This is a genomic window from Acidiferrimicrobium sp. IK (assembly GCF_025499425.1).
Classification (GTDB): domain Bacteria; phylum Actinomycetota; class Acidimicrobiia; order Acidimicrobiales; family Palsa-688; genus Acidiferrimicrobium.
Genome location: NZ_JAIMCB010000005.1, coordinates 281,433 through 308,206, shown reverse-complemented (window position 1 = coordinate 308,206; position 26,774 = coordinate 281,433). Strand labels below are relative to the sequence as shown.

Sequence of the window (26,774 nt, the reverse complement as noted above, 5' to 3'; positions counted from 1 at the left end):
CGCGCCATGTTCGAGTCGGTACGCCTGACGTAAGCAGCGAGTGGGAGTTGGTCTCTCGGTTTCGACGCGGCGAGACACGGCCCTCGGCGCAGCGCTCTGAACGTAGCTGCCGATGACACAACCGTGACAGGCGGGAGCGTGGATCAGGAGGGACTGAGAGTGACCCAGAGAGGTTCGCCGGAGTGTGAAAGTGCAGCTCAGACGGCATGCAACTTGAGGAGCAGGTCGGGGACCTGCCCTTTGCAGCTGCACCCCAACTGGCCGAGCGACCTGGCGTGAGCCTGCCGCTAGGTCCGGCGGCGGGCGCCGGTGCGGGACGGGGGCGCTGATGCGCGTAGGGCTGGTCTGCCCCTACAGCCTGTCGCTGCCCGGCGGGGTGCAGGGCCAGGTCCTCGGTCTCGGCCACGCCCTTCGAGCCCGCGGCGTCGAGGCCCGGGTCCTCGGGCCCTGCGACGGTCCGCCCCCCGACGCCAACATCACCCCGCTCGGCAACTCCATCCCGCTGGCCGCCAACGGGTCGGTGGCGCCGCTCGCCCCGGACCTGCCCGCCACGCTGCGGGTCATCCGGGCCCTTCGCGACGAGGCCTTCGACGTCGTGCACATCCACGAGCCGCTGGTCCCCGGCCCGACCCTGAGCGCGACCATCTTCTGCGACTCCCCGATGGTCGGCACGTTCCACCGGTCAGGCAAGAGCGCCGGCTACCGGATCACCGCGCCGCTGTCTCGCATCGCGGTCGGGCGCCTGGCGATTCGCACCGCGGTCTCCGACCAGGCCCGCCTGACCGCCATGGACGTCGTGGGGGGGGACTACGAGGTGCTGTGGAACGGCATCGACACCGACCGTTTCGCGGCGGCGTCGCCGTGGCCCGACGGCCGGCGCGACGGCGTGCGGACCGTGCTGTTCATCGGCCGGCACGAGCAGCGCAAGGGTCTGGCGGTCCTCGTCGACGCCATGGCCCGCCTCGGACCGGAGATCCGCCTCTGCATCGCCGGTGAGGGCCCCGACACCGCCCGGCTGCGCCGGCTGACCGAGGGCGACGACCGGATCGAGTGGCTGGGCACCATCAACGACGTCGAGAAGGTAGGGCGCCTGCGCGCCGCCGACGTGTTCTGCGCTCCGTCGCTGGAGGGGGAGAGCTTCGGGGTGGTGCTGCTAGAGGGGATGGCGGCGGGCGCCGCGGTCGTCGCGTCGGACCTGGTCGGTTACGCCACGGTCGCCCGGCCGGGCGTCGACGCGTTGATGGTCCCGCCGGGCGACGCCGCTGCTTTGGCCGACGCCATCGGCCGCGCCGCGGCAGGCGGCCCGGCCATCGAGGCGATGATCAGCTCGGCGCGGGAACGGGCGGACGGGTTCTCGATGCGGCGCCTGGCCGCCCGCTACCTCGAGCTGTACGAGTCCATCGTCGTGCCGCGGCGGTCGCCGCCGCCAGCGCGGCTCCTGATGCGAAGGAAAGCTCGCCGATCCCTACCGCGTGCGGCGAAGCCAGGATGACCGCGAAGAAGTACGGGTAGCCGGCGAGGACCACCCACGCCCAGCTCGGACGGCCGGCGGCCGCCGCCAGGGCCAGAAGGGTGATGCCGTACCACGGCTGCACCGGGGTGGCGCACAGCAGCAGGACCCCCATGAGCGCGGCGGCCCCGACCGCCGGTTCGGGCCGCCAGCGCAAGATCCACCCGGCCGCCGCCAACACCAGCACCGCGATGAGCGCTTCGGTGGCGCCCGGCCCGAGGTGCAACCGGTCGAGGAGCAGGTAGCGGGTGGCCATCCCGGTGTAGTGCTCCTCCTTCAGATATCCGGGGAGGTAGCCGAGGACCTTGACGCCGACGGCCGCGACATGCGGCGCGTAGCCGATCACCGCGACCGCAACCATGGCAGCGAACGCCCGGACCCGGTCCCGCCTGGAGAGGCCGGCGGCGGCCACGACCGGCACGATCATCACCGCCGGGTACAGCTTGACCAGCGCCGCCCCGCCCACCAGGGCACCGGCCGCCCACGCCTGCCATTGCGGGCGGGGCGCGCCGGGCGCGCCGGGCGGCCGGGCCAGCACCAGCACCGCTCCGAGCAGCAAAGCGATGCCCAGCCCGTCGACGTGCCCGTTGTTGACCAGCTCCACCGCCGGCAGCGGGCACATGGCGTAAAGGGCCACCCACCGGGGGTCGCGTCCGGTGCGGGAGAGGACCATCACGAGCAGCGCCATGACGGCCATCTCGGTCAGCAAACCCCCGCCCTGCCACACCTTGTGCTTCGAGCCCATCCCGCCGGCGACGGCGTACAGCCCGCTGAACCACGCCTCGGCGACCGGCGGGTAGATGGTCCGCACCGCGGGACGGTTGATCCTCGTGCAGCCGGCCGGGCGGTGCAAAGCAGCGCACCCCGCGGCGTCCGGCCACAGCCACGGACCCCGCAGACTCTGCATCTCGACGGAGTCGGGGGCGTAGCGGTACGGGTCGATGCCGTGCAGCTGGGCTTGGGCGTCCCAGCTGTAGCGGTACAGATCGTCGGAGAGGGTGGGCGGCCCGGCCATCGACGCGACGCGGATCGCGATCCCGGCCAGCAAGATGGCGGCTACGACAGGCCGCCCCCGGGGCAGGCGGGCGACGCAGACCAGGCCGAGCAACCACACCGCGGCCCACACCGCCAGCAAGACGAGCAGCTCCCAGCGGCGGGCCAGGATCGGGCCGCCGGTGGCCTGCAAGGCGGCCAGGGCGGTGCCGGCCGCGGCGGTGACGGCCAGGCCGAACCCCCACGCGGCGGCAGGTCTGCGGGTCAACGCCCGGATCGCCGGCACCTCAGCCGGCTTCGGTCTGCTCGGCGGCCAGCTCGCGGATGCCGTCCTCGAAGCTGATCGCGGCCCGGAACCCGAGGTGGCGGGCGGCCCGCTCGGGCGACGCGACGATGTGGCGGACGTCCCCGAGGCGCCACTCGCCGGTGACCAGCGGAGCCAGGTCCGGCTCGATGGCGCCGGCCAGGGTCCAGGCCAGGTCGCCGACGGTGCGGGGCGTGCCGGACGCGATGTTGTAGGCGCCCGGCGGCGGCGACTCGGCGCGCAGCGCGGCGACGTTGGCCCGGGCGACGTCGCGGACGTGCACGAAGTCGCGGGTCTGGCCGCCGTCCTCGAACACCCTCGGCGCCCGCCCGGCGACCAGCGCCGAGCGGAACAACGCGGCCACCCCCGCGTAGGGCGTGTCGCGAGGGAGGCGAGGCCCGTACACGTTGTGGTAGCGAAGCGAGACGACCGTGGCCGTCGCCTCGCGGCCCCACAGCAGGCACAGGTGTTCTTGGTGCAGCTTGGTGGCGGCATACACGTTGCGGGGGTCGGGGGCGGCGCTCTCTTCCACCGCGGCCCACCGCAGCCGCTCCCCGCACCCCGCGCGGGGGCAGCGGGGATCGAACAGCCCGGCGGCCAGGTCGGCGGCCAGGCGCGGCCCGGCCGGCACCGGACCGTGGACGGCGCAGTCGTAGCGCCCTTCGCCGTAGACGACCATCGAGCCGGCCAGGACGAACCGGCCACCAAAGCCGCGGCGCCACAAGGCGTCGAGCAGCGAGGCGGTGGCGCCGTCGTTGTCCGCGACGTAGCCGCCCGCATCACCGAAGTCCACTCCCAGGCCGACGCGGGCCGCTTGGTGGCACACGGCGCTGACACCGTCGACCGCGGCCGCGGCGACCGCCGGGTCGTTGAGGTCGCCGACGATGGTCTCCACGCCGGCGGGCGCCGACCCCGGTCCCGGCCACGTCGGGCTGCGATCGACGACTCTGACCGCAGTCCCGCCCGCCGCGAGGGCCTCGACGATGTGCGACCCGATGAACCCGTTGCCGCCGGTCACCAGCACCGGCCCGGACCCGGGGGCATCGGGGCGCGGCGAGGCGAGGTCGGGACTGGAGGAGGGCACCGGACCATGATCCCCGCTGCGGAGCCGTCCCATGTGTCGAAAACGCCTTCGGTCGCCCGGTCCGCTGCGGTTTAAGGCTTCCGTAACGATCTGAATGTTCGACCTCGGGTACAACCCTTTGGTGCCCGACGTGATCCTTCCGGTGCTGGACGAAGCGGGGGCCCTCCCGGGCCTCCTCGCCGCCCTGCCGCCCGGCTACCGGCCGGTCGTAGTCGACAACGGCTCGACTGACGGCTCGGCCGCGGTCGCGGCCGGGTTGGGCGCCGAGGTGGTCAGCGAACCGACGCGTGGTTTCGGGGCGGCGTGCTGGAGCGGGCTGCTCGCCTCCCGGCCGGCGGACGGGGTGGTCTGCTTCATGGACGCCGACGGCAGCTTCGATCCCGGCGAACTGCCCCTGGTCGCCGGCCCGGTGCTCGCCGGGCACGCGGACCTGGTGCTCGGACGACGCGTCGGCGGGCGCGACGCGTGGCCCCCCCACGTGCGCTTCGCCAACCGGGCGGTGGTGGCGATGCTGCGGGCCCGCACCGGGCTGCGCCTCGGCGACCTCGGCCCGATGCGAGCCGCCCGACGCGACGCGCTGATCGGGCTCGGACTCCGCGATCGCCGCTCCGGGTGGCCCCTCGAAATGGCCGCGCTGGCCGCCGGCGCCGGCTGGAGGATCGCCGAGACACCCGTCTCATACCGGCCCCGGGTCGGCCGGTCGAAGGTCACCGGAACCGTCCGGGGTACCGCCGGGGCGGTCCTCGACATGGGCCGCCTCCTGCTCGACGCCGACATCACCGCCCGCGGCTCGCTCGGTTCGGCCTCCTAGCTTGCACGTCCTCGTCATGGCCAAGGAACCCGCGCCCGGGCGGGTCAAGACCCGTCTGTGCCCGCCGCTGACCCCCAACGAGGCGGCCGCGGTCGCCGAGGCGGCCCTGGCCGACACCCTCGACGCGGTGGCAGCGTCGGGTGCCGACCGGAGGGTGCTGGCCCTCGACGGCCGCCCGGGACCGTGGCTGCCCGAGGGGTTCGAAGTGATCCCCCAATCCGGGTCAGGGTTCGCGGCCCGCCTGGCCGCGGCCTGGGAGCACGCGGGCGGCGCCGGGGTGCAGATCGGGATGGACACCCCGCAGGTGACCGCCGGCGTGCTCGACGCGGCCATGGCGGACGTCGACGCGGCGGCCGGCGGCCCCGGCATCGGCCGGGGACCGGCACGCTCCGCCGACGCGGAGGCCGCCGGCCGACCGAAGGCGCTGCTAGGGCCCGCTCTCGACGGTGGCTGGTGGGCGATCGGCTTGCCTCACCCGGTGCCGGGGGCGTTCGCCGGTGTCCCGATGAGCACCCCCCGCACCGGGTGGCTGCAGGCCCGGCGGCTGGAGGCCCTCGGCTGGGAGGTCGCCACGCTCGGCGCGCTGCGCGACATCGACACCGCCGAGGACCTCGTCGCGGTCGCCGCCGACCTGCCCGGCAGCCGCTTGGCGTCGGTCGTCGCCGGCCTTTCCGCGGACGGCGCCCTGCTGTCTGCGGCCGGGGCGAGCGGACGGTGACCGACGTCGCGGTGCAAAGCGGGACCACGACGGGGATCGGCCCGTCGCCGTCGGCGCCCGAGGCCGTCCCGGGGATCTTCGCCGCGAGCGGGCTTTTGGCCGACGGCGCCCGCCGGCTCGGGGAGGCCCGGCTACGTACCCGCGGGGGGCACGACCTGCCCTTCAGCGCCGCCCGGTGGCACGCCCCCGCGGCCCGGGAGGAGGTCGAGGTGCTCGCCGGCGTGCGCGGCCCGGTACTGGACTTGGCCTGCGGCCCCGGCCGGTTGGTCGGTCACCTGGTGAAGCGGGGGGTTGTCGCGGTGGGCGTCGACGCGGCGCCCGACGCGGTGGCCGCCGCGCACCGTCGTGGCGCGCCGGCGCTGCTCGGCGACGTGTGGCACACCCTCCCGCTCGAAGGGTCGTGGCAGACGGTCCTGCTCTTCGACGGCAACATCGGCATCGGGGCCCGCCCCTCCGACCTCCTCGGTCGATGCGCCCAGCTGCTGGCCCCCGGAGGTTCGGTGCTGGCGGAGGTGGGCAGACCCGGGACCGCCAGCGTCAGCACCGACGCCCGGATCGAGTGGTGCGGCTGGCGCAGCCCGTGGTTCCCGTGGGCGACGGTCGCCGCCGAGGACATCGGCGCGGTGGCCCGAGCAGCCGGCTTCGGGGTGCTGCGAGTGCAAGAGGCGGGGGGCCGCAGCTTCGCTCACCTGACGCCGGTCGCCGAGCTCGACGTCCTGGAACCGGACGTGGCGGAGTCGCCGAAGGAGCGACGGGAGATGCTGGCGTCGGACGTCGCCGCCGCGTGAGGTGCCGGCAGGCCCGGTCTTCTACCATGGCTGACCCGATGTCCGCCGCGCCCTTTGCTCCCAGTCCGATCTCGTGAACGCAGGCAGACGCGCCCTGTTGGTGGTCGCCGCCGTGGCCCTCCCGCCGGCGCTGGTCCTCGGCCTCATCCTCCTGCTGGTCAACCCGATCGTCGGGATCGTCGTGTTCGTGGTCGTGGCCGTGGCCCTGGCTGGCTGGGTGTGGACCGGCGCGCAGCGCCGGGTGCTCAAAGCGATGGGCGGCCGGCCCGCCGACGCGAAGGCCGACGCTCGGGCTCTGAACCTCATCGAGGGTCTCAGCTTCACCGCGGGGCTGCGCCAGCCTCCGCTGCTCGTCGTCGAAAGCGACAGCCTCAACGTGGCGGTGGCCGGCCGGGACCCGGCGTCGGCCGTGATCGTCGCGACCAGGGGGCTGCTCACCCAGCTGAGCCGCATCGAGCTGGAAGGGATCCTGGCCGCCGCGCTGGTTGAGATCCGCAACGGTGAGCTCGGCCCGGCGACCGTGGTCGCCAGCCTCCCCGGGCTCGGCCGGCGGCTGGTGAGCAGCGCGTCCGGGCGCGACGCTGCGACTGACCTGGCCGCGGTCAACCTGACCCGCTTCCCGCCGGGGCTGGCGGCGGCGCTGGACAAGATGGACGCCAAGGGCACCTCCGTCGAGGGGGTGCGGGCCGACCAGGCCCACCTGTGGCTGGCCGACCCCCTCCCGCCCGGCGCCGCCCCCGCCGGGCGCACCAGCCTCCGCGACCGAGCCGCGGCGCTGCACGAGCTTTGAGGGCGCCGGCGCCGCGTTCTGTGAGCGCCAGCGCCGGCAGTCCAGAATGAAGGCCTGGTCGAAGCCGTAGAATGGCGGCCATGGCTCCTTCCGACACCCCCCGACGCACTGGCACCGACCTGGTCAAGCGGGGTCTGGCTGAGATGCTGCGCGGCGGCGTGATCATGGACGTGGTCAACGCCGACGAGGCCAAGGTCGCGGAGGACGCAGGCGCGGTCGCGGTGATGGCGCTCGAGCGGGTGCCCGCCGACATCCGCCGTGACGGCGGAGTGGCCCGGATGAGCGACCCGGCTCTCATCGAGGGGATCAAGGCGGCGGTGACCATCCCGGTTATGGCCAAAGCCCGCATCGGTCACTTCGCCGAGGCGCAGGTCCTGCAGTCGCTCGGGGTGGACTACATCGACGAGAGCGAGGTGCTGACCCCCGCCGACGAGGTCAACCACATCGACAAGTGGAGCTTCGCTGCTCCCTTCGTGTGCGGCGCCACCAACTTGGGCGAGGCCCTCCGCCGGATCTCCGAAGGGGCCGCGATGATCCGCTCCAAGGGCGAGGCCGGCACCGGGGACATCAAAGAGGCCGTCCGCCACCTGCGGGCCATCCTCGGCGACATCCGCCGGATCACCCAGGCGGACTCCGCGGAGCTCTACGGCTGGGCCAAGCAGCTGCAGGCCCCCGTCACCCTGGTCGCGGAGCTGGCCGAGACCGGCCAGCTGCCGGTGCCGCTGTTCTGCGCCGGCGGGATCGCCACCCCCTCCGACGCTGCGCTGGTGATGCAGCTCGGCGCCGAGGCCTGCTTCGTCGGGTCGGGGATCTTCAAAAGCTCCGACCCGGCCCGCTTCGCCCGGGCCATCGTCGAGGCCACGACGCACTACCGCGACGCCGAGATCGTGGCCAAGGTCAGCCGGGGCCTGGGCGAGGCGATGCGAGGCCAGGAGTCCGGCTCGGTGGAGACCAAGCTGTCACAGCGGGGCTGGTAGCCCCCAAGGCGCCCCTCGCCGCGTCGTCGCGTCGGGGGTGGCTCCCAGCAGGGAACGGTGGCCGGCTCCACAGTAGAGTGGTCTGCCGTGACGTCGAGGATCCCCCCAGGTGAACGCCCCCACGATCGGAGTCCTGGCTCTCCAAGGTGACGTCCGCGAGCACATCCGGGTCATCGGGGACCTGGGTGCCCGGGCGCTTGAGGTGCGCCGCGCCGCCGACTTGGCGCAAGTTGACGGGCTGATCATCCCCGGCGGGGAGTCCACGGCGATCTCGGTGCTGCTCGGCTCCTCCGACGTCCTCGAGCCGCTGCGCCGCCGCCTGGCGGAAGGCATGCCCACCCTGGGTACCTGCGCCGGGATGATCCTCCTGGCGGCAGAGGTGATCGACGGCCGCCCCGACCAGGAGCGCCTCGCCGCGTTGGACATCACCGTGCGTCGCAACGCGTTCGGCCGCCAGGTCGACTCGTTCGAGACCGACCTTGACATCGCCGGGCTCGACGGCCCGCCGCTGCACGCCGTGTTCATCCGGGCGCCGCTCGTGGAGCGGGTCGGGCCCGGCGTCGAGGTGCTGGCGCGCGTCGCGGGACGCGACGGCGCGGCCCGGCCCGTCGTGTGCCGCCAGGGGCCGGTGCTCGTCGCCGCTTTCCACCCGGAGCTGGCCGGCGACACCCGCCTGCACCAGCTCTTCCTCGACGTCGTAGCGCAGGCCGGAGACGCCGAGACCGGGCCCGTCAGCGCCGCAAGCGCACCACATCAGCAGTAGAGCAGAGAGGAACCGCCATGTCGGGACATTCAAAATGGGCGACGATCAAGCACAAGAAGGGCGCGGCGGACAAGGCCCGGGGCAAGCTGTTCGCCAAGCTGATCCGCCAGGTCGAGGTGGCGGCCAGGGAAGGCGGCGGTGACCCCGACACCAACCCCACGCTGCGCACCATGTTCCAAAAGGCCAGGGAGAGCTCGGTGCCCCTCGACACCATCGAGCGGGCCATCAAGCGAGGCACCGGCGAGCTCGAAGGCGTCACCTACGAGCAGGTGGTGTACGAGGGCTACGCCCCCGCCGGCGTGGCGATCATCGTCGAGTGCCTGACCGACAACCGCAACCGCACCGGCCCCGAGCTGCGCGCCACCTTCTCCAAAAACGGCGGGTCGATGGCCGAGCCGGGCGCGGTGGCGTGGCAGTTCGAGCGCAAGGGTGTCGTGCTGGTCCCGGCGGCCGCCGCCACCGAGGACGACTTGATGCTGACCGCCCTGGATGCCGGCGCCGAGGACATCGTGCTCGCCGGTGACAGCTGGCAGATCACCACGCCCCCCCAGGATCTCCCGGCCGTGCGCGCCGCACTGGAGGAAGCCAAGATCACCGTCGAGTCCGCCGAGGTGACGATGCTGGCCAACCAGACCGTCCCCCTCGACAACGAGACCGACGCCAAGAAGGTCCTCCGGCTGGTCGACCTGCTCGAGGACAACGACGACGTGCAGAACGTGTACTCCAACTTCGACATCCCCGACGCGATCCTCGAGCTCGTGGAGGCCTGATGGCGCCGACCTCGGGTGGCACCACCGCGGCCGAGGCCGACCAGGAGCCCGCCGGACGGCGACCCGGCGCCGGCGACCCGGCGCCCGACTTCACCCTCGAAGGCACCGGCGGGCGGACCTACACCCTGAGCGAGGCTCGGGGCGCTCCGGTCGTCCTCGTGTTCTACCCGGCGGACAACTCGCCGGTGTGCACGCAGCAGCTCCGCTCCTACAGCGAGGACCTGGGGGCGTTCAAGGAGGTCGGCGCCACCGTCTGGTGCCTGAGCCCCCAAGACGTCGGCACCCACGAGCTGTTCGCCGCCGAGCAGGACCTCAGGTTGCCGTTGCTGGCCGACACCGGGTCGCGTGTCGGCAAGGCGTACGACATCTTGGGGCCGCTCGGGTTCTACCGCCGATCGGTGTTCGTGATCGACGGGGCCGGCACGGTGCGCTGGGCTCGCCGGTCCCTGTCCAGCCTGACCTACCTCCCCGCCGGCCGCCTGGTCGAGGCGGTGCAATCCACCCTCGCCTGAGCCGAGCCTGCTACGTTCGAACGCGTGTTCGCACTCGGGATCGATCCGGGCCTGTCCCGCTGCGGCTACGGGGCCGTCGAGCAGCGAGGCGGCTCCCTGCACGCGGTGGCCGTCGGGCATCTGAGCACCCCACCCGATCGGCCGCTGAGCGAACGGCTCGGCACCCTGCTCGGTGACCTCGAGGACCTCATGGACGAGGTCCGCCCCGACGTGGTCGTCGTCGAGCGGGTCCTGTTCCAGGTCAACGCCCGCACCGCGATGTCGGTCGGGCAGGCCAGCGGCCTGGCCCTCGCGGTGGCCGCCCGCCGGGGGTGCCCGGTGGTGCAGTACAGCCCCAACGAGGTCAAGCAGGCGGTGACCGGCTACGGCTCGGCCACCAAAGCGCAGGTGCAACGCATGGTCCAGGTCCTCCTCGACCTGGCCGAGCCGCCCAAGCCGGCCGACCGGGCCGACGCGTTGGCGCTCGCGGTGTGCCACTTGAGCGGCGCCCGCCTGCACGCCGCGGCCGTTGCGGCCGGGAGCCGATCGTGATCGGGTCCTTGCGCGGTGTCATCCTCGACCGTTCGGCGCGCACCGAGCACGCCGGGGAGATCCTCTTGGAGGTCGGCGGAGTCGGGTACCGGCTCCTGGTGCCGGCCGGGGCGATGGGCCGCATCGGGGCGCTCGGCGCCCCCGCGTTCCTCCACGTCCACACCCACGTACGGGAGGACGCCCTCATCCTCTACGGCTTCCCCACCCGGGAGGAGCGGGCCTGCTTCGAGGCGCTCATCGGCGCCCACGGCGTCGGCCCGGCGGTGGCGCTGGCCCTGCTGTCGGTGCACAGCCCCACCGCCCTCCGGCGGGCGGTGGCCAGTGACGACCTGGACGCGCTGATGCTGGTCCCCGGGATCGGCAAGAAGATCGCCGCCCGGCTGCTCATCGAGCTCAAGTCCCGCCTCGACGTCAGCGACGACGACCCCGAGCTGCGGGTGGTCGGCGCGGGTGACGGCGGCGGCCCCGACGTGCGATCGGAGGTGCGGGCCGCCCTGGCCGGGCTCGGGTACGGGCCCGACGAGGTCCGTCACATCGTCGCCGACCTCCCGGAGGAGGGACGGGTCGAGGACCTCCTGCGGCGAGCCCTGAGAGACCTGGCCGCCAGCCGGTGAGGGAGGAAGGCCTGGAGCGGGTCGTGGCCGGGTCGGCCGACCCGGTCGAGTCAGCCGAGGAGGTCACCCTCCGACCCCGGCGCCTGGAGGACTTCGTCGGCCAGCGCCAGCTCAAAGAGCACCTGGAGATCGTGCTGGAGGCGGCCCGCCGGCGGGGTCAGCCCGCGGACCACGTGCTCCTGGCCGGACCGCCCGGCCTGGGTAAGACCTCGATGGCCGGGATCGTGGCCAACGAGATGGGCGCCAGCCTTCGCATCACGTCCGGACCCGCGCTGGTACGCGCCGGGGACCTGGCCGCCATCCTCACCAACCTGGTCGAAGGCGACGTGCTCTTCGTCGACGAGATTCACCGCCTGGGCCGGGCCGTGGAGGAGATCCTGTACCCGGCGATGGAGGACTTCCAGCTCGACATCGTGCTCGGCAAGGGCCCCTCGGCCCGCTCGATCCGCCTCGACCTGCCCCGCTTCACGCTGGTCGGGGCGACGACCAGGACCGGGCTGATCACCGGCCCGCTGCGGGATCGCTTCGGTTTCGTGGCCCGCCTCGACTTTTACGACCCGGTCGACCTGGACGCCATCGTCCGCCGCTCCGCCACCATCCTCGGCGTCGAGATCGACCAGGCCGGCTCCGCGGAGGTGGCCCGCCGGTCGCGGGGCACGCCGAGGATCGCCAACCGGCTCCTCAAGCGGGTTCGGGACTTCGCCGAGGTCCGAAGCGACGGACGTATCTCCGCGGACGTGGCGAGGGCCGGCCTGGCCCTCTTCGGCGTCGACGAGCTCGGCCTCGACAAGGTGGACCGGGCCATCCTGAGCGCGGTGTGTTCCCGCTTCGGGGGAGGACCGGTCGGCTTGTCGACGCTGGCGGTCAGCGTGGGGGAGGAGACCGACACCGTGGAGGACGTCTACGAGCCGTTCCTGCTGCAGCTGGGGCTGCTGATGCGAACCCCCAGGGGTCGGGTGGCCACCCCCGCGGCGTGGCGGCACCTGGGCTTGGAGGCCGCCGCCGGCGCCCCGCCCCCACTCGCTCGGGAGACGCTCTTCAGCGAGGAGTAGCTCGGCGAGGAGCCGCTGACAGCGGGCAGTACCGGCGAGGAGCAGCGCCGGTCATTCGGGATCCACTTCACCACCGCGTGCCGTGGACAACTGGACGTCGGGGCCGGCGATCAGGCCACGGGACGATTTGACTACTCGCCGTGACGCTTTCGGACGATGGTGGAGCCCCCGACGCGGATCGTGCGGGCCAGCTCCTCCTGGAGCCGGCGTTCTTGGCGCTCCTTGCGCCGGCGCCACAGCAGCGGGCCGCCGGCGACGATCAGGAGGACCACCAGGGAGCCCGCGGCCCACACGATGGTGGCCGTCGTCGGGTTCCTCGTCACCGACAAGGTGAATCCGGGCTCGACGGACCGCAGGTGGGCGGCCTCGGCCTGGGTCGCGGTCGTGGCATCGGCCTGCGGCGAGCCGGCGGTCAGCGCCACCTCGACCAAGGTGACCACCCGACCCTGTTGGGCAACCACCAGCGCGGCCTGCCCGGCGGGGGTCCCGCCTTTGCCCGGTGAGAACACTGAGCCTGCGGCGTTGGCGACTCCCGGCGGCGTGAACTGGGCGCTGCGGGTGAACCCGGAGCTGGACAGCGCCCCGGCCGAGAGCTGCGAGGCGACCAGTTGCGTCCGGGCTTTGGTGGCGGTGGCCACGTCGGGCAGCAGGAACGTGACGATGGCGAGACCGTCCCCGGTAGAGCCGCTCTTGGTCCACTGCGCCACGTACAGGCCGGTCTGGCCGGGGTGGGCCTTGGCGGCCGCCTCGAGGGGCGCCAGCCCGCCGGTGGTGGCGGCTTCCTCGGCAGCGTGGGACGCCGGACCGGGGAAGGTCTTGGTCCCGTTGGTGGTGACGACCAGGCGGGCCAGGCGGCTGCGCACCGTCGAGGTGGTGGGGATCACGAGCTGGTAGCCGATGCCGGCGACAACTAGCACGACCACCGCACGGGCGACGACACCAGGCCAGGCCCTGCGGCCCCCGGGCTGGTCTGGGCGCCGGCCGTCCCACCGTCCGCCAGGGGAGACTCCGGGCTGAGCTCGCCGTCGCCGTCGACGGCCCCGTCGCCTTCGTCGACGGAACCGTCGGTGGTGTCTGTGTCCTCGTCGGGTGGGTCCTCAGTGTGTCCCGGCGTGGTGCCCGAGCTCATGGTTGACCGCCTTGGTCGGCACCGGGGCTAGCAGGGGCGGGGGAGTCGGCGTCGGTGCTGGGATTCGTGTCGGTGATGGGCATCCGCCGCTCGGTTTCTTGGGGGTGGGGGGGTGGTGGCGCCCATCCGGCCTGCCCAGGCGCCGGCGGGGGCCACGATGCGGGCGGGCCGTAGCCGGGACGCGGCTGCTGGCCCCACCCGCTCTGGCCGTGAGACTGCGGCGTTCCCTGCGGCTGGTGCGTCCCCTGAGGCTGCGGGGGGGTCTGAGCTGTCCCAGGCGCTTGACCCGGCGCCCCAGCCTGGAACGGCGGAGGGGCGTGGGCCGGCGGGGGTCCCCACCCGGGTCCGTTGCCCTGGCCGGCGACCTCGCCTTGAGGTGAACCGGTGCCGGGGCCCTGCACTGGTGCGGCGCCGGGCGTCGAGGGCCCGCTGTGAGCGGGGGCCGGCGGTGGCCACGCCCCCGGCTGCGGGGGAGCGCCGGGGGTCCCGGGCTGGCCCGGTTGGGCGGAGGGAACCCACGGCGGCGCCGGCGGAGGCGGCGGGCTGGCCGCCCGGCTGTAGGGGTTGGCGACGGCGTAGGGGTTGGACGCCCCGCAGGGATCAGCGGCGGCGCGAGGGTCGGCTGGCTGATAGGAGTTGGCCAGCGCGTGGGAATCACCATGGGTCGCCGAGCCGGGACCGACCGCGCCGGGGACGGGCGAGCCGGGGGCGGCCTGCGGCGCCGCCCACGGGCCCGGCGGACCCCACTGGCCCTGCGGCGCCCATTGGCCCTGGGGACCCCATTGGCCCTGGGGACCCCACTGGCCCTGCGGCGCCGACCCGCCCGGCGGGCCCCACCCATACGGGCTGGCGGCGACAGCCAGCCCGCTGCCAGGCGCCGACGCGGTGCGCTGGGCGCCCCGGACGCTCCAGAGCGCGCAGAGGAGAGCGACGACGAGGAGCGCCCCGAACTCGGCGTCGAACCACCCGGTCATCTGCAGCGACACCGTCGGGTTGAACTGCAACAAGTTCGGGACCAGGCGGCTCGGGTCCTGGGTCTCGAGGGTCTGCATCACCGCGGACAGCACCTGTGACAGCGCCACGACCAAGACGCCGGCGATCACCGACGCCCCGAGACGCCGGGGCCGCAACGCCAGGGCGGCGATGGGGATCAGGCCGAACGAGACCCCGGCCCACACGTTGCCGGCGATGACCAGCCCGGGGTTCTTGAACGCGTCGCCCAGCGTGAAACTGGCCGACAGCGACGGGTCGAGCGAGCTGGTGACCACGTAGCGGTCCCAGGACGGGAAGAACGCCACCGCCAGCACGACCGCCGCCGCAGCGATGAGGGCGAGGATGGCCCGATCGCTGCTGGCCGACGCGTCGCCGCCCCACGTCTGCGGCCGCCCGACGTCGCCGCGCCCGAACACCGCAAACAGCGCCACCGCGGCGCCGATCGCGCCGGCGGCCCACGCCCCGGTGAGCAGCCACAAGCCGGCGCCGCCGCCGGTACCGCTCTGCGAGATCTGGGCCAGGTCCGCGGCCCGCAACCCCAGATAGGACACCGCCACCCCTCCGGCGCCGAACGCCCCTGCTTGGACCAGCACCGGCCGGCGGGACGCCACGAACCCGGCGCAGAGCAGCCACGCAGCCGCGACCAGGCAGGTGGGAACGATCTGGTCCGAGGAGTCCGACAGCGACGTGGTGCCGGCCGTCCCGACGTAGTACGCCGGGAACAAAGCGACGATGCTCAGCACCCCCGCCGCCAGCAGGAGCCCGGCGCCGAGCACCGGCAGGGACTCCCGCCCGGCGCGCCGAGACCCGGGATCCCCGCCGGCGGGGCTCTGGCCCTCCGGGAGGGCCGGCTGGTCCGGCTGGGGGTATCGGGGTCCGGTGTCGAGCATTCCCACCTTCCTAGGGTCCCACATCACCTCGGGGGCAGAGGCCGGCGCAGGGTCGGCTCCGACGCCAGGGAGCATGCTCGCAGCTTCGCGGTCGCGATGGCACGCGCCAGGCCCGTCGCGGCGTTCGACTAGACCGTCATCCCCGTGGACGTGCCCGACTACGACCTCCCCTCGGAGGCCATTGCGCAGGAGCCGAGCGCCCAGCGAGACGCGGCCCGGCTCCTCGTGTCGATGGCCGAAGGCGACATCGACCATCGACACGTCCGGGACCTGCCCGACCTGCTCGAGCCCGGCGATGTGCTGGTGGTCAACACCACCCGGGTGCTACCGGCCCGACTCCGCCTGGAGAAGGCGACCGGCGGCGCCGCGGAGGTCCTCCTCCTCGAGCCGGTTCCCGGCACGCCGGGCTGCTGGGAAGCGCTGGTCCGCCCCGGCCGCCGGCTTCCGGCGGGGACCGTGCTGTCCGCTCCCGACGGGGGCCGGGCGCTAGTCGAGGTCGGCGAGGAGCTGGGCGAGGGCCGCCGGCAGGTCCGCCTCCTGGCCGAGCCGCACGACGTGTTCGCCGCGGGCGTCATGCCGGTCCCGCCCTACATCGAGGCGGTCCCCGCGGACCCCGAGCGCTACCAGACGGTGTACGCCGAGCAGCCGGGCAGCGTCGCCGCGCCCACCGCCGGGTTGCACCTGACCCACCAGGTCCTCGACGAGTGTCGGGCCCGGGGCGTCGAGGTGGCCGCGGTGGACCTGGCGGTAGGGCTAGGGACGTTCCTCCCGGTGACCGCCACCCGGGCGGAGGACCACGTCATGCACGCCGAGCGATACCACGTGCCCGAAGCGACGATGGCGGCCTGCGAAGCGGCCCGGCGGGTGGTCGCGGTGGGCACCACCACCGTCCGGGCCCTCGAGTCGGCCGCGGCCACCGGCGAGCGCAGCGGGCGCAGCACCCTCTACATCCGGGGGGACTACCCGTGGCGGGTGGTGGACGTGCTGATGACCAACTTCCACCAGCCTCGCTCCACTCTGCTGCTGCTCCTCGAATCCTTCGTCGGTCCTCGCTGGCGGGACCTATACGCGGAGGCGCTGCGCAGCGGCTACCGGTTCTTGTCCTTCGGTGACGCCATGCTCGTCGGCCGCGCCAGAGGTGGAGAAAGGATGCCGGTGTGAGCATCGCCAGCTTCACCCTCGAAGCCCTCGACGGGCGAGCCCGGCGCGGGCGGGTGAGCACCCACCGGGGAACTTTTCCCACCCCCTGCTTCATGCCGGTCGGGACGCGCGGCGCGGTGCGGCTGCTCGACAGCACAGACCTCGACGCGCTCGGGCCGGCGGTCGTGCTGGCCAACACCTATCACCTGATGCTGCGCCCCGGCGCCGAGACGGTCGCGGCCCTCGGCGGTCTGCACCGCTTCACCGGCCGCGACGGCCACATCCTCACCGACTCCGGCGGCTACCAGGTGTTCTCGCTCGGCCCGAAAGTCGACGCCGGCGGGGTGACCTTTCGCTCCACCTACGACGGGTCGCTGCACCGGCTGACCCCGGAGGACGCGGTGCGCACCCAGGAACTGCTCGGCGCTGACATCCAGATGGCCCTCGACATCTGCCCCGGCCTGCCCGCGCCCGACGCGACGGTCCGCGCCGCCATGGACCGCACCCTCGAGTGGGCGGCGCGGGCCCGTCCCGTGCACCGCCGCGACGACCAGTGTCTGTTCGGGATCGTGCAGGGCGGCATCAACCCGGAATGGCGGGAGGAGTCGGCGCTGGCCACCGCCGCCTTGGACTTCGACGGCTACGGCATCGGCGGCCTTTCGGTAGGCGAGCCGCTGGAGCAGATGCTGCCGGCGCTCGACGCCGCGCTCGGGGGACTGCCCCACGACCGGCCCCGCTACCTGATGGGTGTCGGCGACCCGCACTCGATGGTCGAGGCGGTGGCCCTGGGGGTGGACATGTTCGACTGCGTGCTGCCGACCAGGCTGGCCCGCCACGGCACCGCGCTGAGCGGCGCCGGGCGCTTCCAGCTCAAAGCGGCCCGCTTCGCCGTCGACGACGGGCCCCTCGATCCCGACTGCCCCTGCCCGGTGTGCGCCCGCTGGAGCCGCGGCTACCTGCGCCACCTGTTCTCCGTCGGTGAGCCGACCGCCGGGCGGCTGCTCACCATCCACAACCTGTCGTGGCTGCTCGGGCTGGTCGAGCGGATGCGCGCCGCGATCAGCGCCGGCACCTTCGACGAGCTGCGCGCCGAGGTGGCAGCGGTCTGGGACCGGGGGTCGCCCGGAGTCACCGGGATCCCTGCGCTACAGTCTCCGAGCCGCGCCAGCGGAGCGCGTCACCCCACTCCATGACCTTCCACCTCCTCCTCGCCGCAACCAGCCCGACCACGACGGCATCGTCGAAGTCCAGCGGGAGCTCCTACGGGTTCCTGATCATCATCCTGGTCCTGGTTGCCTTCTACTTCCTGATCATCCGGCCCCGCTCGCAGCGCCAGCGCCAGGCCCGGACCCAGGCCGCGACCCTCGACGTGGGTGATGCCGTCATGTCGGTCGGTGGCATCAAGGGCGTCGTGGTCGGCATCGACGACGACGGCGACGTGCGCGTCGAAGTGTCACCGGGGGTGATCCTCACCTTCGTGCGTCGAGCCATCAACGCGCAGCCGGCGCCGGCCAACCCCCCCGCCGACGACGCCCCGCCCGGGGTGTTCCACGACGAGGACGACTCGGAGCATCACCGCACCGACGAGGGCGACGGGCCCGATGACCGGCCCGGGACCGGCACCGAGAGCTACTGATGAAGCGCAGCCTCATCTACTCGCTGGTGGGGATCATCGGCTTGGCGATCGTCGCGCTCGGCGCGTGCCTGGCGACCGGTGACAGCCCGCTGCTCGGCTTGGACCTGCGCGGGGGCGTGTCGGTCGTGCTGCAGCCGCAGGGCACCGCCAACAGCGCCCAGCTGGCGGAGTCGGTGTCGATCATCGACCGGAGAGTCAACGGCCTCGGCGTCGCCAACTCGCAGGTGCAGCGCCAGGGCAAGGACGTGGTCATCAACCTGCCGGGCATCAAGGACTCCCAGCGGGCCCTGACCGAGTTGGGCACGACCGCCACCTTGTACTTCCGGCCGGTCGTGTGCGAGCTGCCCGCGTTCGTGGCCTCCAGCGCCTCCTCGGCGTCACCGTCGACGACGGTCCCCTCCACGACCGTCCCGTCATCGAGCGCCACCACCACTCCCAAGGCGCTCGGCGCGCCGGTGCAGGCCCGCCTGACCTCGGCGGTGCTGCCGGCGGTCACCCCGACCACCGCCGGTTCTACTCCCGCCACCACCGCTCCGGCGACTCCCGCTACCACGGTCCCGGCGACCACCGCGACGACCGCGCCGGCCGCGCCGGCCGCGTCGACAGCCACGCCGGTGTCACCCAACACGCCCATCACCGCGGCCACCGCCCCCCAGATCTGCTCCGCCAGCAACGGGAGCCAGATCCCCTCCACCACCCCGGCCGGTGACCTCGAGAAGTCCTACGTGCTGGTCCCCGCGTCCAGCGGTTCGGGTTTGGGCACCAACCGGTTCCTCCTCGGCCCGGCCGACCTCACCGGGCGGGCCGTGAAGAACGCTTACGTGTCGGTGAGCTCCACCGGCGCCTACACCGTGGAACTGCAGTTCACCGGGGAGGGCAGCAAGCAGTTCGACGCCATGGCGGCGATCCGCAACAAGTACTACTCGGCGTCCTCGCAGACCGTCGACCCCCGCTCGCAGGAAGCCATCGACCTCGACGGCCAGGTCGAGTCGGCGCCGACCATCCAGTCCGCGCAGTTCAACGGGCAGGCCTCGATCTCCGGTTCGTTCACCTCCAGCCAGGCCAGCGCCTTGGCCCTGGTGCTCAAGTACGGCTCGCTGCCGGTCCGCTTCACCCCGCAGTCCGTGCAGACCGTGTCGGCCACGATCGGCAAGGACTCGCTCCACGCCGGCCTGCTCGCCGGCGCCGGCGGCATCATCGTCGTGCTCCTCTACATGATCCTGTACTACCGGGCGCTGGGACTGGTCGTGGTCCTCGGCCTCGCGGTCGGCGGCGCGCTGCTGTATTCGATGCTGACCCTGCTGTCGCAGACCAGCAGCTTGACCCTGACGCTCTCCAGCATCACCGGGATCATCGTGTCGGTAGGCATAACCGTCGACTCGTACGTGGTGTACTTCGAGCGGCTCAAAGACGAGGTGCGCGGCGGGCGTACCATCCGCCAGTCGACCGAGCGGAGCTTCTCGCGGGCGTTTCGGACCGTGCTCACCGCGGACTTCGTGTCGTTCCTGGCTGCGCTGATCCTCTACCTGCTCACCGTCGGCGACGTTCGAGGGTTCGCGTTCACCCTCGGGCTGTCAACGCTGCTCGACGTGGCCACGGCCTACTTCTTCATCCGGCCGATGGTTATCGTTGTCGGGCGCCGCCGGACCTTCACCGAGAACCGCATACTCGGCGTGGCCCGGGGTCTCGGCGCGGCAGGGGGGACCGGCTGATGCCCGAACATCACAACGCCTTCCAGCGCCTCTTCCGGGGCGAGACCTCCTACGACTTCGCGACCCGGTGGCGGCGGTGGTTCGCGATCTCCGGGCTGATCATCCTGGTCGGGTTGGTGTCGCTCGGCGTGCGGGGCCTCAACTTCTCCATCGACTTCAAGGGCGGCACGGTGTGGGAGGTGCCGACCCACGCGTCGGTGTCGGAGGTCCGCTCCGCTCTCAACGGGGTCTCGGGCACCCTCGGCCAGGCGACCATCCAGACCCTGACCAACGCCCAGACCCACCAGCAGACCATCAAGGTGCAGGCGGCGGCCAAGACCACCGGCGACAGCACCCTCGTGTCCAAGGTGACCAACGCGCTGGCCAACGTCGCCCACGTCAGTCCCAACGACGTCCAGCTGAACGACATCGGCCCGTCGTGGGGGTCCGACATAACCCACAAGGCCATCGAGGGCGTCATCGTCTTCCTGATCGTGGTGACGGCATACATCTGGTTCCGCTTCGAGGCCAAGATGGCCATCGCCGCGCTCACCGCGCTGCTCCACGACATCCTGGTGACCGTCGGCATCTACTCGCTGTCGGGGTTCACGGTGAGCCCCGACACCGTCATCGCCTTCCTCACCATCCTCGGCTACTCGCTCTACGACACCATCGTCGTGTTCGACAAGGTGCAGGAAAACACCAAGGGCCTGGCGTCGAGCGGCAAGGCCACCTACACCGACACCGTCAACCTGTCCATGAACCAGGTGCTGGCCCGCTCCATCAACACCTCCTTCGTGGCGATCATCCCGATCATGTCGATCCTGGTGATCGGCGCGTGGATCCTCGGAGCCACCGCCCTCGAGGACTTCGGCTTGGCGTTGTTCATCGGGTTGACGACCGGCGCCTACTCGTCGATCTTCGTCGCCTCCCCGCTCCTCGCCCTGCTCAAAGAACGCGAGCCCCGCTACGCGCAGATCCGTGAGCGCCTCTCGAACCGTCCCGCGCCCCGCATGACGCCGGCCAGCGCAGCCGCCAGCGGCTTCGCGGCGTCGGGCCCGACGCCCGCCGGCGGCCCGCCGGTACCCAAGCGGCGGGCCGGTGCCACCAGCCAGGCCGTCGCCGACGCGCCGGAAGTGGCGTCGGGCGAGGCTCTCGGCGCCGGGCCGGTTGAGGGTGCAACGCCCGACGCCGGCACCGCCGACGCCGGCGCGGCGGAGAGCGCGCTGCCCGCCCGGACCCCCACGCCGCCCCGCCCCGGCAACCGGCCGCCGCCCCGCCCCCGCAAGAAGACCCGCCGGCGCTAGCAGGGCCGAGCAGCTTGGACGGGTGTTGAGGCCCGCAGCGAGTACCTTGGAGTGATGGAGCCAGCACCCAGCGCCCTGGACACTGCGGGGGCCGCGGTCGGCGGGTCCGAGTGGATCAAGGACCACATCCGAGACATTCCCGACTTCCCCAAGCCGGGCGTGGTCTACAAGGACATCACCCCCCTGCTCAGCGACCCTCGGGCCTTCGCCGGGACCGTAGACGCGCTGGCTGCGGGCGTCCCCGGCGGGCGGATCGACAAGGTCGTCGGCATCGAGGCTCGAGGTTTCATCCTCGCCGCGCCCGTCGCTCTGCGCCTCGGCGCCGGCTTCGTCCCGGTGCGAAAGACCGGCAAGCTGCCCGGCGCAGTGACCAGCCAGTCCTACGAGCTGGAGTACCGCAGCGACGTCCTCGAGATCCACACCGACGCGTTGGAGATCGGCGAGCGGGTCCTCATCGTCGACGACGTGCTGGCCACCGGTGGCACCGCGGTGGCGACCGCAGCGTTGATCCGCTCGCTGGGCGCCGAGGTCGTCGGCGTGGCGTGTGTGATCGAGCTGGCCTTTCTCGGCGGACGTGGGAAGCTCGGGGACCTGGACGCGGTTGCACTGATCAGCTACTGATGAGGATCACACGAAAGACAGCCTGAGAGAGACGAGGAGCCGAGGGTGAGCCGGGTCGAGGGGGTCAGCCGGGGGAGGGCCGTGGCCACCGTCGAGCGGGTGCTGCCCTGGCGGCGCCAGGTGCAGACCGCCGACGCGCTCACCCCGCTGCTCAACTCATACCGGGCCCGCCACCCGCGGGGGGACACCAGCCTTTTCGTCCGGGCGTTCGAAGCGGCCAATGCCGCCCACGACGGCCAGCTGCGGATGTCGGGTGAGGCCTACATCACCCATCCGCTGGCGGTCGCCACGATCCTGGCCGGGCTCGGTCTCGACGACGTGACCATCGCCGCCGCGCTCCTCCACGACGCGGTCGAGGACACCGGGCTGACGGTGACGCAGATCGAGGCGGAGTTCGGTCCGGTCGTCGCGGCCATCGTCGACGGCGTCACCAAGCTGGACCGGGTCAGCTTCGACTCCAAGCAGGCCCAGCAAGCCGCCACCATGCGCAAGATGCTGGTGGCGATGGCCAAGGACCCCCGGGTCCTGCTCATCAAGCTCGCCGACCGTCTCCACAACATGCGGACCATCGCCGCCATGCCGGAGTGGAAGCAGAAGCGCACCGCCCAGGAGACCCTGGACATCTACGCCCCGCTGGCCCACCGTTTCGGCATCCAGGACCTCAAGTGGCAGCTCGAGGACCTGGCCTTCGCCGCGCTCCACCCCCGCCGCTACGCGGAGATCGAGCAGATGGTCGCCACCCGCGCCCCGGAACGGGAGATCTACCTGGCCCAGGTGATCGACCAGGTCAACGAGCGGCTGGCCGCGGCCCGCATCGAGGGGCAGGTCACCGGCCGGCCCAAGCACCTCTACTCGATCTACGAGAAGATGGTCGTCAAGGGCAAGGAGTTCGACGAGATCTACGACCTGGTCGGGGTCCGGGTGCTCGTCGAGTCGGTCAAGGACTGCTGGGCGGCCCTCGGCGCGGTCCACGGCGCTTGGGCGCCGGTCCCCGGCCGGTTCAAGGACTACGTCAACACCCCGAAGTTCAACCTCTACCAGTCGCTGCACACGACTGTCGTCGGCCCGCAGGGCAAGCCCCTCGAAGCCCAGATCCGCACCGTGGAGATGCACAACCGGGCCGAGCGGGGCATCGCCGCGCACTGGGGGTACAAAGAGCAGGCGTCGGCGGCGGACATCGCGTGGCTGCAGCGGATCGTCGACTGGTCGGCGGAGAGCAGCGACCCCGTCGAGTTCCTCGAGACCCTCAAGCTCGACCTAGACACCGACGAGGTCTTCGTGTTCACCCCCAAAGGCGACGTGATCACCCTCCCGGTGCACGCCACGCCGGTCGACTTCGCGTACGCCATCCACACCGACGTCGGGCACCGCTGCATCGGCGCCCGGGTCAACGGAAGGCTGGTCCCGCTCGACTCGACCCTGTCGTCTGGCGACAGCGTGGACATCTTCACGTCCAAGGTGCCGTCCGCGGGACCCAGCCGGGACTGGCTGAAGATCGTCCAGACGCCGCGGGCGCGCAGCAAGATCCGGCAGTGGTTCAGCCGGGAACGGCGCGAGGACGCCATCGAGACCGGCCGCGAAGAGCTGGTCAAAGCCATCCGCAAGGAAGGCCTCCCCGTCCAGAAGCTGGCCAACTCGCCGGCGCTGGCCGGGATCGTCGAAAGCCTCAACTACACCGACCTCGACTCCCTCCACGCGGCGATCGGCGAAGGGCACGTCTCGGCTCGCTCGGTCGCGCAGCGCCTGGCCAAGGAGCTGCGCGGCGGCGACTACGAAGTCCAGCTGCCGACCACCGCCCGCCAACCTCGCCGCACCACCCGCCGTCAGGGTGTCGGCGTCCACGTCGAAGGCCTCGACGATGTCATGGTGCGCCTGTCGCGCTGCTGCACTCCGGTGCCCGGCGACGAGATCATCGGCTTCGTCACGAGGGGCCGCGGGGTGAGCGTCCACCGCTCGGACTGCTCCAATGCGGCGTCCCTGTCGGTGACCGAGGTCGGCCGGCTGATCGAGGTCGAATGGGACCGCGAGAGCGCCGGCAGCTTCACCGCGGCGATCGAGATCAAGGCCCTGGACCGGACCCGTCTCGGGGTGGACATCTGGAAGGTGGTCTCCGACCATCACCTCAACATCCTGCGCTCGGAGACCCTGACCAGCTCCGACCGGGTGTCTCGTATGCGCTTCGAGTTCGAGCTGGCCGACCCCGCCCACCTCGACTCGCTGCTCGGCGCGGTCAAGCGCATCGACAGCGTGTACGACGCCTACCGGGTGCTGCCCGGCAAAGGCGGCTGAAGCGGTCCCTGGCTGGCCTCCCCTCGGCAGCGTGGCATGACGGCGGTCACACCCGCCGCTATGGTGGCCCCGAATGAGCACATGGGGGGATCCAGTGGTCGTCTGGTCGGAGGCTGTGGTCGAGCTGGTGCGCTGGCGCCAGCAGCGGCGGAAGGTGGCGCGCGCCGCCGCTGACGTCGTGAGCGGCGCGGAGGCGTTCCTCGCCGCCGCGGCGCGCAGCGAACCGCCGCCGGAGGCGTACCGCAACTGAGGGTGGGCGCCGGGGCCCGGTACCCTGAGCGGCCGTGTCCGAGCTGCGCCACCCCATCGGGACCTTCGACGTCCTCGCCCCCGACTCCCGACGCTGGGAGGCGCTGCTGGCGGTGTTCGCCCGGGTGGTGGAGGGCGCCGGCTACGGGCTGGTGATCACCCCGACCTTCGAGGACCTGCAGGTCTTCCAGCGGGTCGGCGCGTCGACCGACATCGTCCGCAAGGAGATGTACGACTTCGAGGACAAGGGCGGCCGGCGGGTCGCGCTGCGCCCGGAGGTGACCGCGTCGGTGGTGCGGGCGTTCATCCAGCACCGCCCGACCACCCCGTGGAAGGCGTGGTACGCCGGGTCCAACTTTCGCTACGAGAGCCCGCAGGCCGGCCGTTACCGTGAGTTCCACCAGGTCGGCATCGAGGTCTTCGGGGCCGCCGACGCGGACCTCGACGTCGAGGTCATGGCGCTCGGCTGGGAGTTCTACCGGGCCCTCGGGTTGCGCCGCGTCGAGCTGATGGTCAACTCCCTCGGCGACGCGACGTGCCGGCCGCCGTACCGGGCGCTGCTGATCGAGTACCTAGAAGCACGAAGCGGCGACCTCTGCGACGAGCACCGCGACCGGTTCAGGGAAAACCCGCTTCGGGTCCTCGACTGCAAGCGCCCGACGTGCAAGGCGGTGGCCGCTGACGCACCCAAGCAGGTCGAGCACCTCTGCGACGCGTGCGGCGCCCACTTCGCCCGGGCCACCGGCGGCCTCGACGCGCTCGGCATCCCCTGGACCCTGGCCACCAACCTGGTCCGAGGGTTGGACTACTACACCCGGACCACCTTCGAGTACGCCGGACTGGCCCTGGACTCGGCGCAAAACGCCGTCGGCGGCGGCGGCCGCTACGACGCGTTGGTCGAGGAGATGGGCGGCCCGTCGACGCCCGGTATCGGCTTCGCTCTCGGCGTCGAACGGATCCTCATGGCCTGTGACGCGGAGGGGACCCTGGCCGCCCCCGACGCCGCGGTCGACGTGTTCGTCGTGGACTTCGCCGGCGGGGACGCCGCCCGCGACCTCACCGCCCAGCTGCGGGCGGCGGGCGTCCGCGCCGACCGGTCCTTCGACGGGCGGTCCGCGAAGGCCCAGTTCAAGGTGGCCGACCGCTCCGGCGCCCGCCTGGCGCTGGTCGTCGGTCCCGACGACGCCGCCGCCGGCACGGTCATGATCCGTCCCCTGACCGGGGACCGGACCCAGTGGGCGACGCCTCGCGACCAGGTCGTCGCCGAGGTGGCGCGGCTGCTGGGCTCGTAGTGCCCGACGATCTGTTCGCGGCCGCGGTCAACGACCGTCTGGCCGGCCAGGCGCCGCTGGCGGCCAGACTGCGGCCGAGGACCCTCGACGAGGTCGTCGGCCAGGAGCATCTCCTCGCCCCGGGGAGGCCGCTGAGGGCCCTGATCGAGGCAGACCGCCTGTCGTCGGTCATCTTCTGGGGTCCGCCCGGCACCGGCAAGACCACCCTGGCGCAGCTGGTGGCCGGCGCCACCTCCCGGGCCTTCGTGCCGATGTCGGCGGTGACCGCCGGCGTGAAGGACGTGCGCGAGGCGGTGGCCGAGGCCCGCCGCCAGTTGGGGGAGCAGGGGAGGGGCACCATCCTCTTCCTCGACGAGGTGCACCGCTTCAACCGGGCCCAGCAAGACGCCCTGCTCCCGTCGGTGGAGGACGGCACCTTGACCCTGATCGGCGCCACCACCGAGAACCCGTACTTCTCGGTCAACGCCCCGCTCCTGTCGCGCTCCACCTTGTTCCGGCTGGAGCCGCTCAGCCCCGACGCCCTCACCACCCTGGTCCGCCGGGCGCTGCAGCGGGAGGGAGCCGACGCCGAGCCCGAAGCGGTGGCCCTCCTCGTAGGCCTGGTCGACGGCGACGCCCGAGCCGCCCTCACGTCCCTGGAGGTGACCCTCGCGCTCACCGACAGCCGGGCGGCCTCCCGCCCGGGCGCCGACACCAGCGGCCGGGTCGTGACCGTGGCCGACGTCGAGGCGGCCCGCTCCACCCGGGCGTTGCGCTACGAGGAGGACGACCACTACGACGTGGTGAGCGCCTTCATCAAGTCCATCCGCGGTTCGGACCCAGACGCCGGCCTGTACTGGCTGGCCCGGATGCTCGCCGCCGGCGAGGACGCCCGGTTCGTGGCCCGACGGCTGGTCATCCTCGCCAGCGAGGACGTCGGGATGGCCGACCCCCAAGCGCTGCTCGTCGCCGACGCGGCGGCCCGCGCGGTGGAACTGGTCGGGCTGCCCGAGGCCCAGCTCAACTTGGCCCAAGCGGTCGTGCACCTGGCTCTGGCCCCAAAGTCCAACACCGTGACCGCCGCCCTGGGCGCGGCGCAGGCCGACGTCGCCGGGCAGCCGGTCGGCCAGGTGCCGGCCCACCTGCGCGACGCCCACTACCAGGGAGCGGCCCGCCTGGGGCACGGCGACGGATACCGCTACCCCCACGACGACCCGCGCGGCTGGGTGGAGCAGGCGTACCGGCCCGAGCACCTCGAGGGCCGGAAGTACTACCAGCCGTCGTCTCACGGCGCTGAGCCTCGCCGGGCGGAGGACTGGCGGCGGCGGAGGGAGAGCTGAC

The 26,774-nt window shown here is 72.7% G+C and carries 26 protein-coding genes and 1 pseudogene; 22 read left to right on the top strand and 5 right to left on the bottom strand.

Features of this window, described 5'->3' with window-relative positions:
* Window positions 1-328: 328 nt before the first annotated feature.
* Entirely contained in the window at window positions 329-1,492 is a 1,164-nt protein-coding gene (locus K6U06_RS10870; protein WP_262321945.1) for a glycosyltransferase family 4 protein, read from the top strand.
* A 124-nt stretch (window positions 1,493-1,616) separates the two neighbouring features.
* Here the strand turns inward: K6U06_RS10870 and K6U06_RS10865 are convergent.
* Together K6U06_RS10865 and K6U06_RS10860 are read right to left on the bottom strand one after the other, a co-directional pair.
* Window positions 1,617-2,417: pseudogene (locus K6U06_RS10865) on the bottom strand (glycosyltransferase 87 family protein); the annotation flags it as partial.
* A 373-nt stretch (window positions 2,418-2,790) separates the two neighbouring features.
* Window positions 2,791-3,891, bottom strand: a complete 1,101-nt coding sequence (locus K6U06_RS10860) for an NAD-dependent epimerase/dehydratase family protein (RefSeq protein ID WP_262321944.1) — start codon at window positions 3,889-3,891, stop codon at window positions 2,791-2,793.
* Window positions 3,892-3,985: 94 nt separating this feature from the next.
* Between K6U06_RS10860 and K6U06_RS10855 the strand changes: the two genes are divergently transcribed.
* From K6U06_RS10855 to ruvB, 11 genes are all read left to right on the top strand, one after another.
* A complete protein-coding gene (locus tag K6U06_RS10855) occupies window positions 3,986-4,702 on the top strand; it encodes a glycosyltransferase family 2 protein (RefSeq protein WP_262321943.1) in 717 nt (238 codons plus the stop codon).
* A gap of 16 nt (window positions 4,703-4,718) precedes the next feature.
* Window positions 4,719-5,420 carry a DUF2064 domain-containing protein gene (locus tag K6U06_RS10850; RefSeq protein WP_262321942.1) on the top strand — a complete coding sequence of 234 codons (702 nt, stop codon included), beginning with the start codon at window positions 4,719-4,721 and terminating at the stop codon, window positions 5,418-5,420.
* Entirely contained in the window at window positions 5,417-6,208 is a 792-nt protein-coding gene (locus K6U06_RS10845) for a methyltransferase domain-containing protein (protein WP_262321941.1), read from the top strand. The genes K6U06_RS10850 and K6U06_RS10845 overlap by 4 nt, the downstream gene beginning before the upstream one ends.
* A 73-nt stretch (window positions 6,209-6,281) precedes the next feature.
* Window positions 6,282-6,998, top strand: coding sequence for a hypothetical protein (locus K6U06_RS10840; RefSeq protein WP_262321940.1), 717 nt, complete (start codon window positions 6,282-6,284; stop codon window positions 6,996-6,998).
* 80 nt (window positions 6,999-7,078) lie between these two features.
* The gene (pdxS, locus tag K6U06_RS10835) at window positions 7,079-7,975 is read left to right on the top strand and encodes a pyridoxal 5'-phosphate synthase lyase subunit PdxS (protein ID WP_262321939.1); all 897 of its coding nucleotides are present in this window, start codon (window positions 7,079-7,081) and stop codon (window positions 7,973-7,975) included.
* Between the two features lie 109 nt (window positions 7,976-8,084).
* On the top strand, window positions 8,085-8,738 hold the full coding sequence (gene pdxT, locus K6U06_RS10830) for a pyridoxal 5'-phosphate synthase glutaminase subunit PdxT (protein WP_262321938.1): 654 nt from the start codon (window positions 8,085-8,087) through the stop codon (window positions 8,736-8,738).
* 17 nt (window positions 8,739-8,755) lie between these two features.
* Window positions 8,756-9,508 (top strand): YebC/PmpR family DNA-binding transcriptional regulator, encoded by a 753-nt coding sequence (locus K6U06_RS10825; RefSeq protein WP_262321937.1) that lies wholly within the window; start codon window positions 8,756-8,758, stop codon window positions 9,506-9,508.
* Complete coding sequence (locus tag K6U06_RS10820; RefSeq protein WP_262321936.1) at window positions 9,508-10,020, top strand: peroxiredoxin; 513 nt, start codon at window positions 9,508-9,510, stop codon at window positions 10,018-10,020. Before K6U06_RS10825 ends, K6U06_RS10820 begins: the two co-directional genes overlap by 1 nt.
* Window positions 10,021-10,044: 24 nt before the next feature.
* Entirely contained in the window at window positions 10,045-10,551 is a 507-nt protein-coding gene (gene ruvC / locus K6U06_RS10815; protein WP_262321935.1) for a crossover junction endodeoxyribonuclease RuvC, read from the top strand.
* Window positions 10,548-11,165, top strand: coding sequence for a Holliday junction branch migration protein RuvA (gene ruvA, locus K6U06_RS10810; RefSeq protein ID WP_262321934.1), 618 nt, complete (start codon window positions 10,548-10,550; stop codon window positions 11,163-11,165). Before ruvC ends, ruvA begins: the two co-directional genes overlap by 4 nt.
* Complete coding sequence (gene ruvB, locus K6U06_RS10805; protein ID WP_262321933.1) at window positions 11,162-12,217, top strand: Holliday junction branch migration DNA helicase RuvB; 1,056 nt, start codon at window positions 11,162-11,164, stop codon at window positions 12,215-12,217. The genes ruvA and ruvB overlap by 4 nt, the downstream gene beginning before the upstream one ends.
* 131 nt (window positions 12,218-12,348) lie before the next feature.
* On the opposite strand, the gene K6U06_RS10800 is transcribed toward ruvB, so the two are convergent.
* Genes K6U06_RS10800 through K6U06_RS10790 form a run of 3 tightly spaced genes read right to left on the bottom strand, consistent with a single transcriptional unit; the run spans window position 12,349 to window position 15,229 of the window.
* On the bottom strand, window positions 12,349-13,140 hold the full coding sequence (locus K6U06_RS10800) for a hypothetical protein (RefSeq protein WP_262321932.1): 792 nt from the start codon (window positions 13,138-13,140) through the stop codon (window positions 12,349-12,351).
* Window positions 13,128-13,346, bottom strand: coding sequence for a hypothetical protein (locus K6U06_RS10795; RefSeq protein WP_262321931.1), 219 nt, complete (start codon window positions 13,344-13,346; stop codon window positions 13,128-13,130). Before K6U06_RS10795 ends, K6U06_RS10800 begins: the two co-directional genes overlap by 13 nt.
* Complete coding sequence (locus tag K6U06_RS10790) at window positions 13,343-15,229, bottom strand: hypothetical protein (protein WP_262321930.1); 1,887 nt, start codon at window positions 15,227-15,229, stop codon at window positions 13,343-13,345. The genes K6U06_RS10795 and K6U06_RS10790 overlap by 4 nt, the downstream gene beginning before the upstream one ends.
* 144 nt (window positions 15,230-15,373) lie before the next feature.
* Between K6U06_RS10790 and queA the strand changes: the two genes are divergently transcribed.
* From queA to K6U06_RS10740, 10 genes are all read left to right on the top strand, one after another.
* Window positions 15,374-16,390 (top strand): tRNA preQ1(34) S-adenosylmethionine ribosyltransferase-isomerase QueA, encoded by a 1,017-nt coding sequence (gene queA / locus K6U06_RS10785; RefSeq protein WP_262321929.1) that lies wholly within the window; start codon window positions 15,374-15,376, stop codon window positions 16,388-16,390.
* The gene (gene tgt / locus K6U06_RS10780) at window positions 16,387-17,562 is read left to right on the top strand and encodes a tRNA guanosine(34) transglycosylase Tgt (protein WP_262321928.1); all 1,176 of its coding nucleotides are present in this window, start codon (window positions 16,387-16,389) and stop codon (window positions 17,560-17,562) included. The genes queA and tgt overlap by 4 nt, the downstream gene beginning before the upstream one ends.
* Window positions 17,559-18,005 (top strand): preprotein translocase subunit YajC, encoded by a 447-nt coding sequence (yajC, locus tag K6U06_RS10775; RefSeq protein ID WP_262321927.1) that lies wholly within the window; start codon window positions 17,559-17,561, stop codon window positions 18,003-18,005. Before tgt ends, yajC begins: the two co-directional genes overlap by 4 nt.
* A complete protein-coding gene (gene secD, locus K6U06_RS10770) occupies window positions 18,005-19,717 on the top strand; it encodes a protein translocase subunit SecD (protein WP_262321926.1) in 1,713 nt (570 codons plus the stop codon). Before yajC ends, secD begins: the two co-directional genes overlap by 1 nt.
* Window positions 19,717-21,003 (top strand): protein translocase subunit SecF, encoded by a 1,287-nt coding sequence (secF, locus tag K6U06_RS10765; protein WP_262321925.1) that lies wholly within the window; start codon window positions 19,717-19,719, stop codon window positions 21,001-21,003. Before secD ends, secF begins: the two co-directional genes overlap by 1 nt.
* Window positions 21,004-21,057: 54 nt before the next feature.
* Entirely contained in the window at window positions 21,058-21,624 is a 567-nt protein-coding gene (locus tag K6U06_RS10760; RefSeq protein ID WP_262321924.1) for an adenine phosphoribosyltransferase, read from the top strand.
* 45 nt (window positions 21,625-21,669) lie between these two features.
* The gene (locus K6U06_RS10755; RefSeq protein ID WP_262321923.1) at window positions 21,670-23,913 is read left to right on the top strand and encodes a RelA/SpoT family protein; all 2,244 of its coding nucleotides are present in this window, start codon (window positions 21,670-21,672) and stop codon (window positions 23,911-23,913) included.
* 73 nt (window positions 23,914-23,986) lie between these two features.
* Window positions 23,987-24,163: a hypothetical protein gene (locus K6U06_RS10750; protein ID WP_262321922.1), complete on the top strand. Its 177-nt coding sequence runs from the start codon at window positions 23,987-23,989 to the stop codon at window positions 24,161-24,163.
* A gap of 34 nt (window positions 24,164-24,197) precedes the next feature.
* Window positions 24,198-25,454 carry a histidine--tRNA ligase gene (hisS, locus tag K6U06_RS10745; RefSeq protein WP_262321921.1) on the top strand — a complete coding sequence of 419 codons (1,257 nt, stop codon included), beginning with the start codon at window positions 24,198-24,200 and terminating at the stop codon, window positions 25,452-25,454.
* Complete coding sequence (locus tag K6U06_RS10740; protein ID WP_262321920.1) at window positions 25,454-26,773, top strand: replication-associated recombination protein A; 1,320 nt, start codon at window positions 25,454-25,456, stop codon at window positions 26,771-26,773. The genes hisS and K6U06_RS10740 overlap by 1 nt, the downstream gene beginning before the upstream one ends.
* Window position 26,774: the final 1 nt, after the last annotated feature.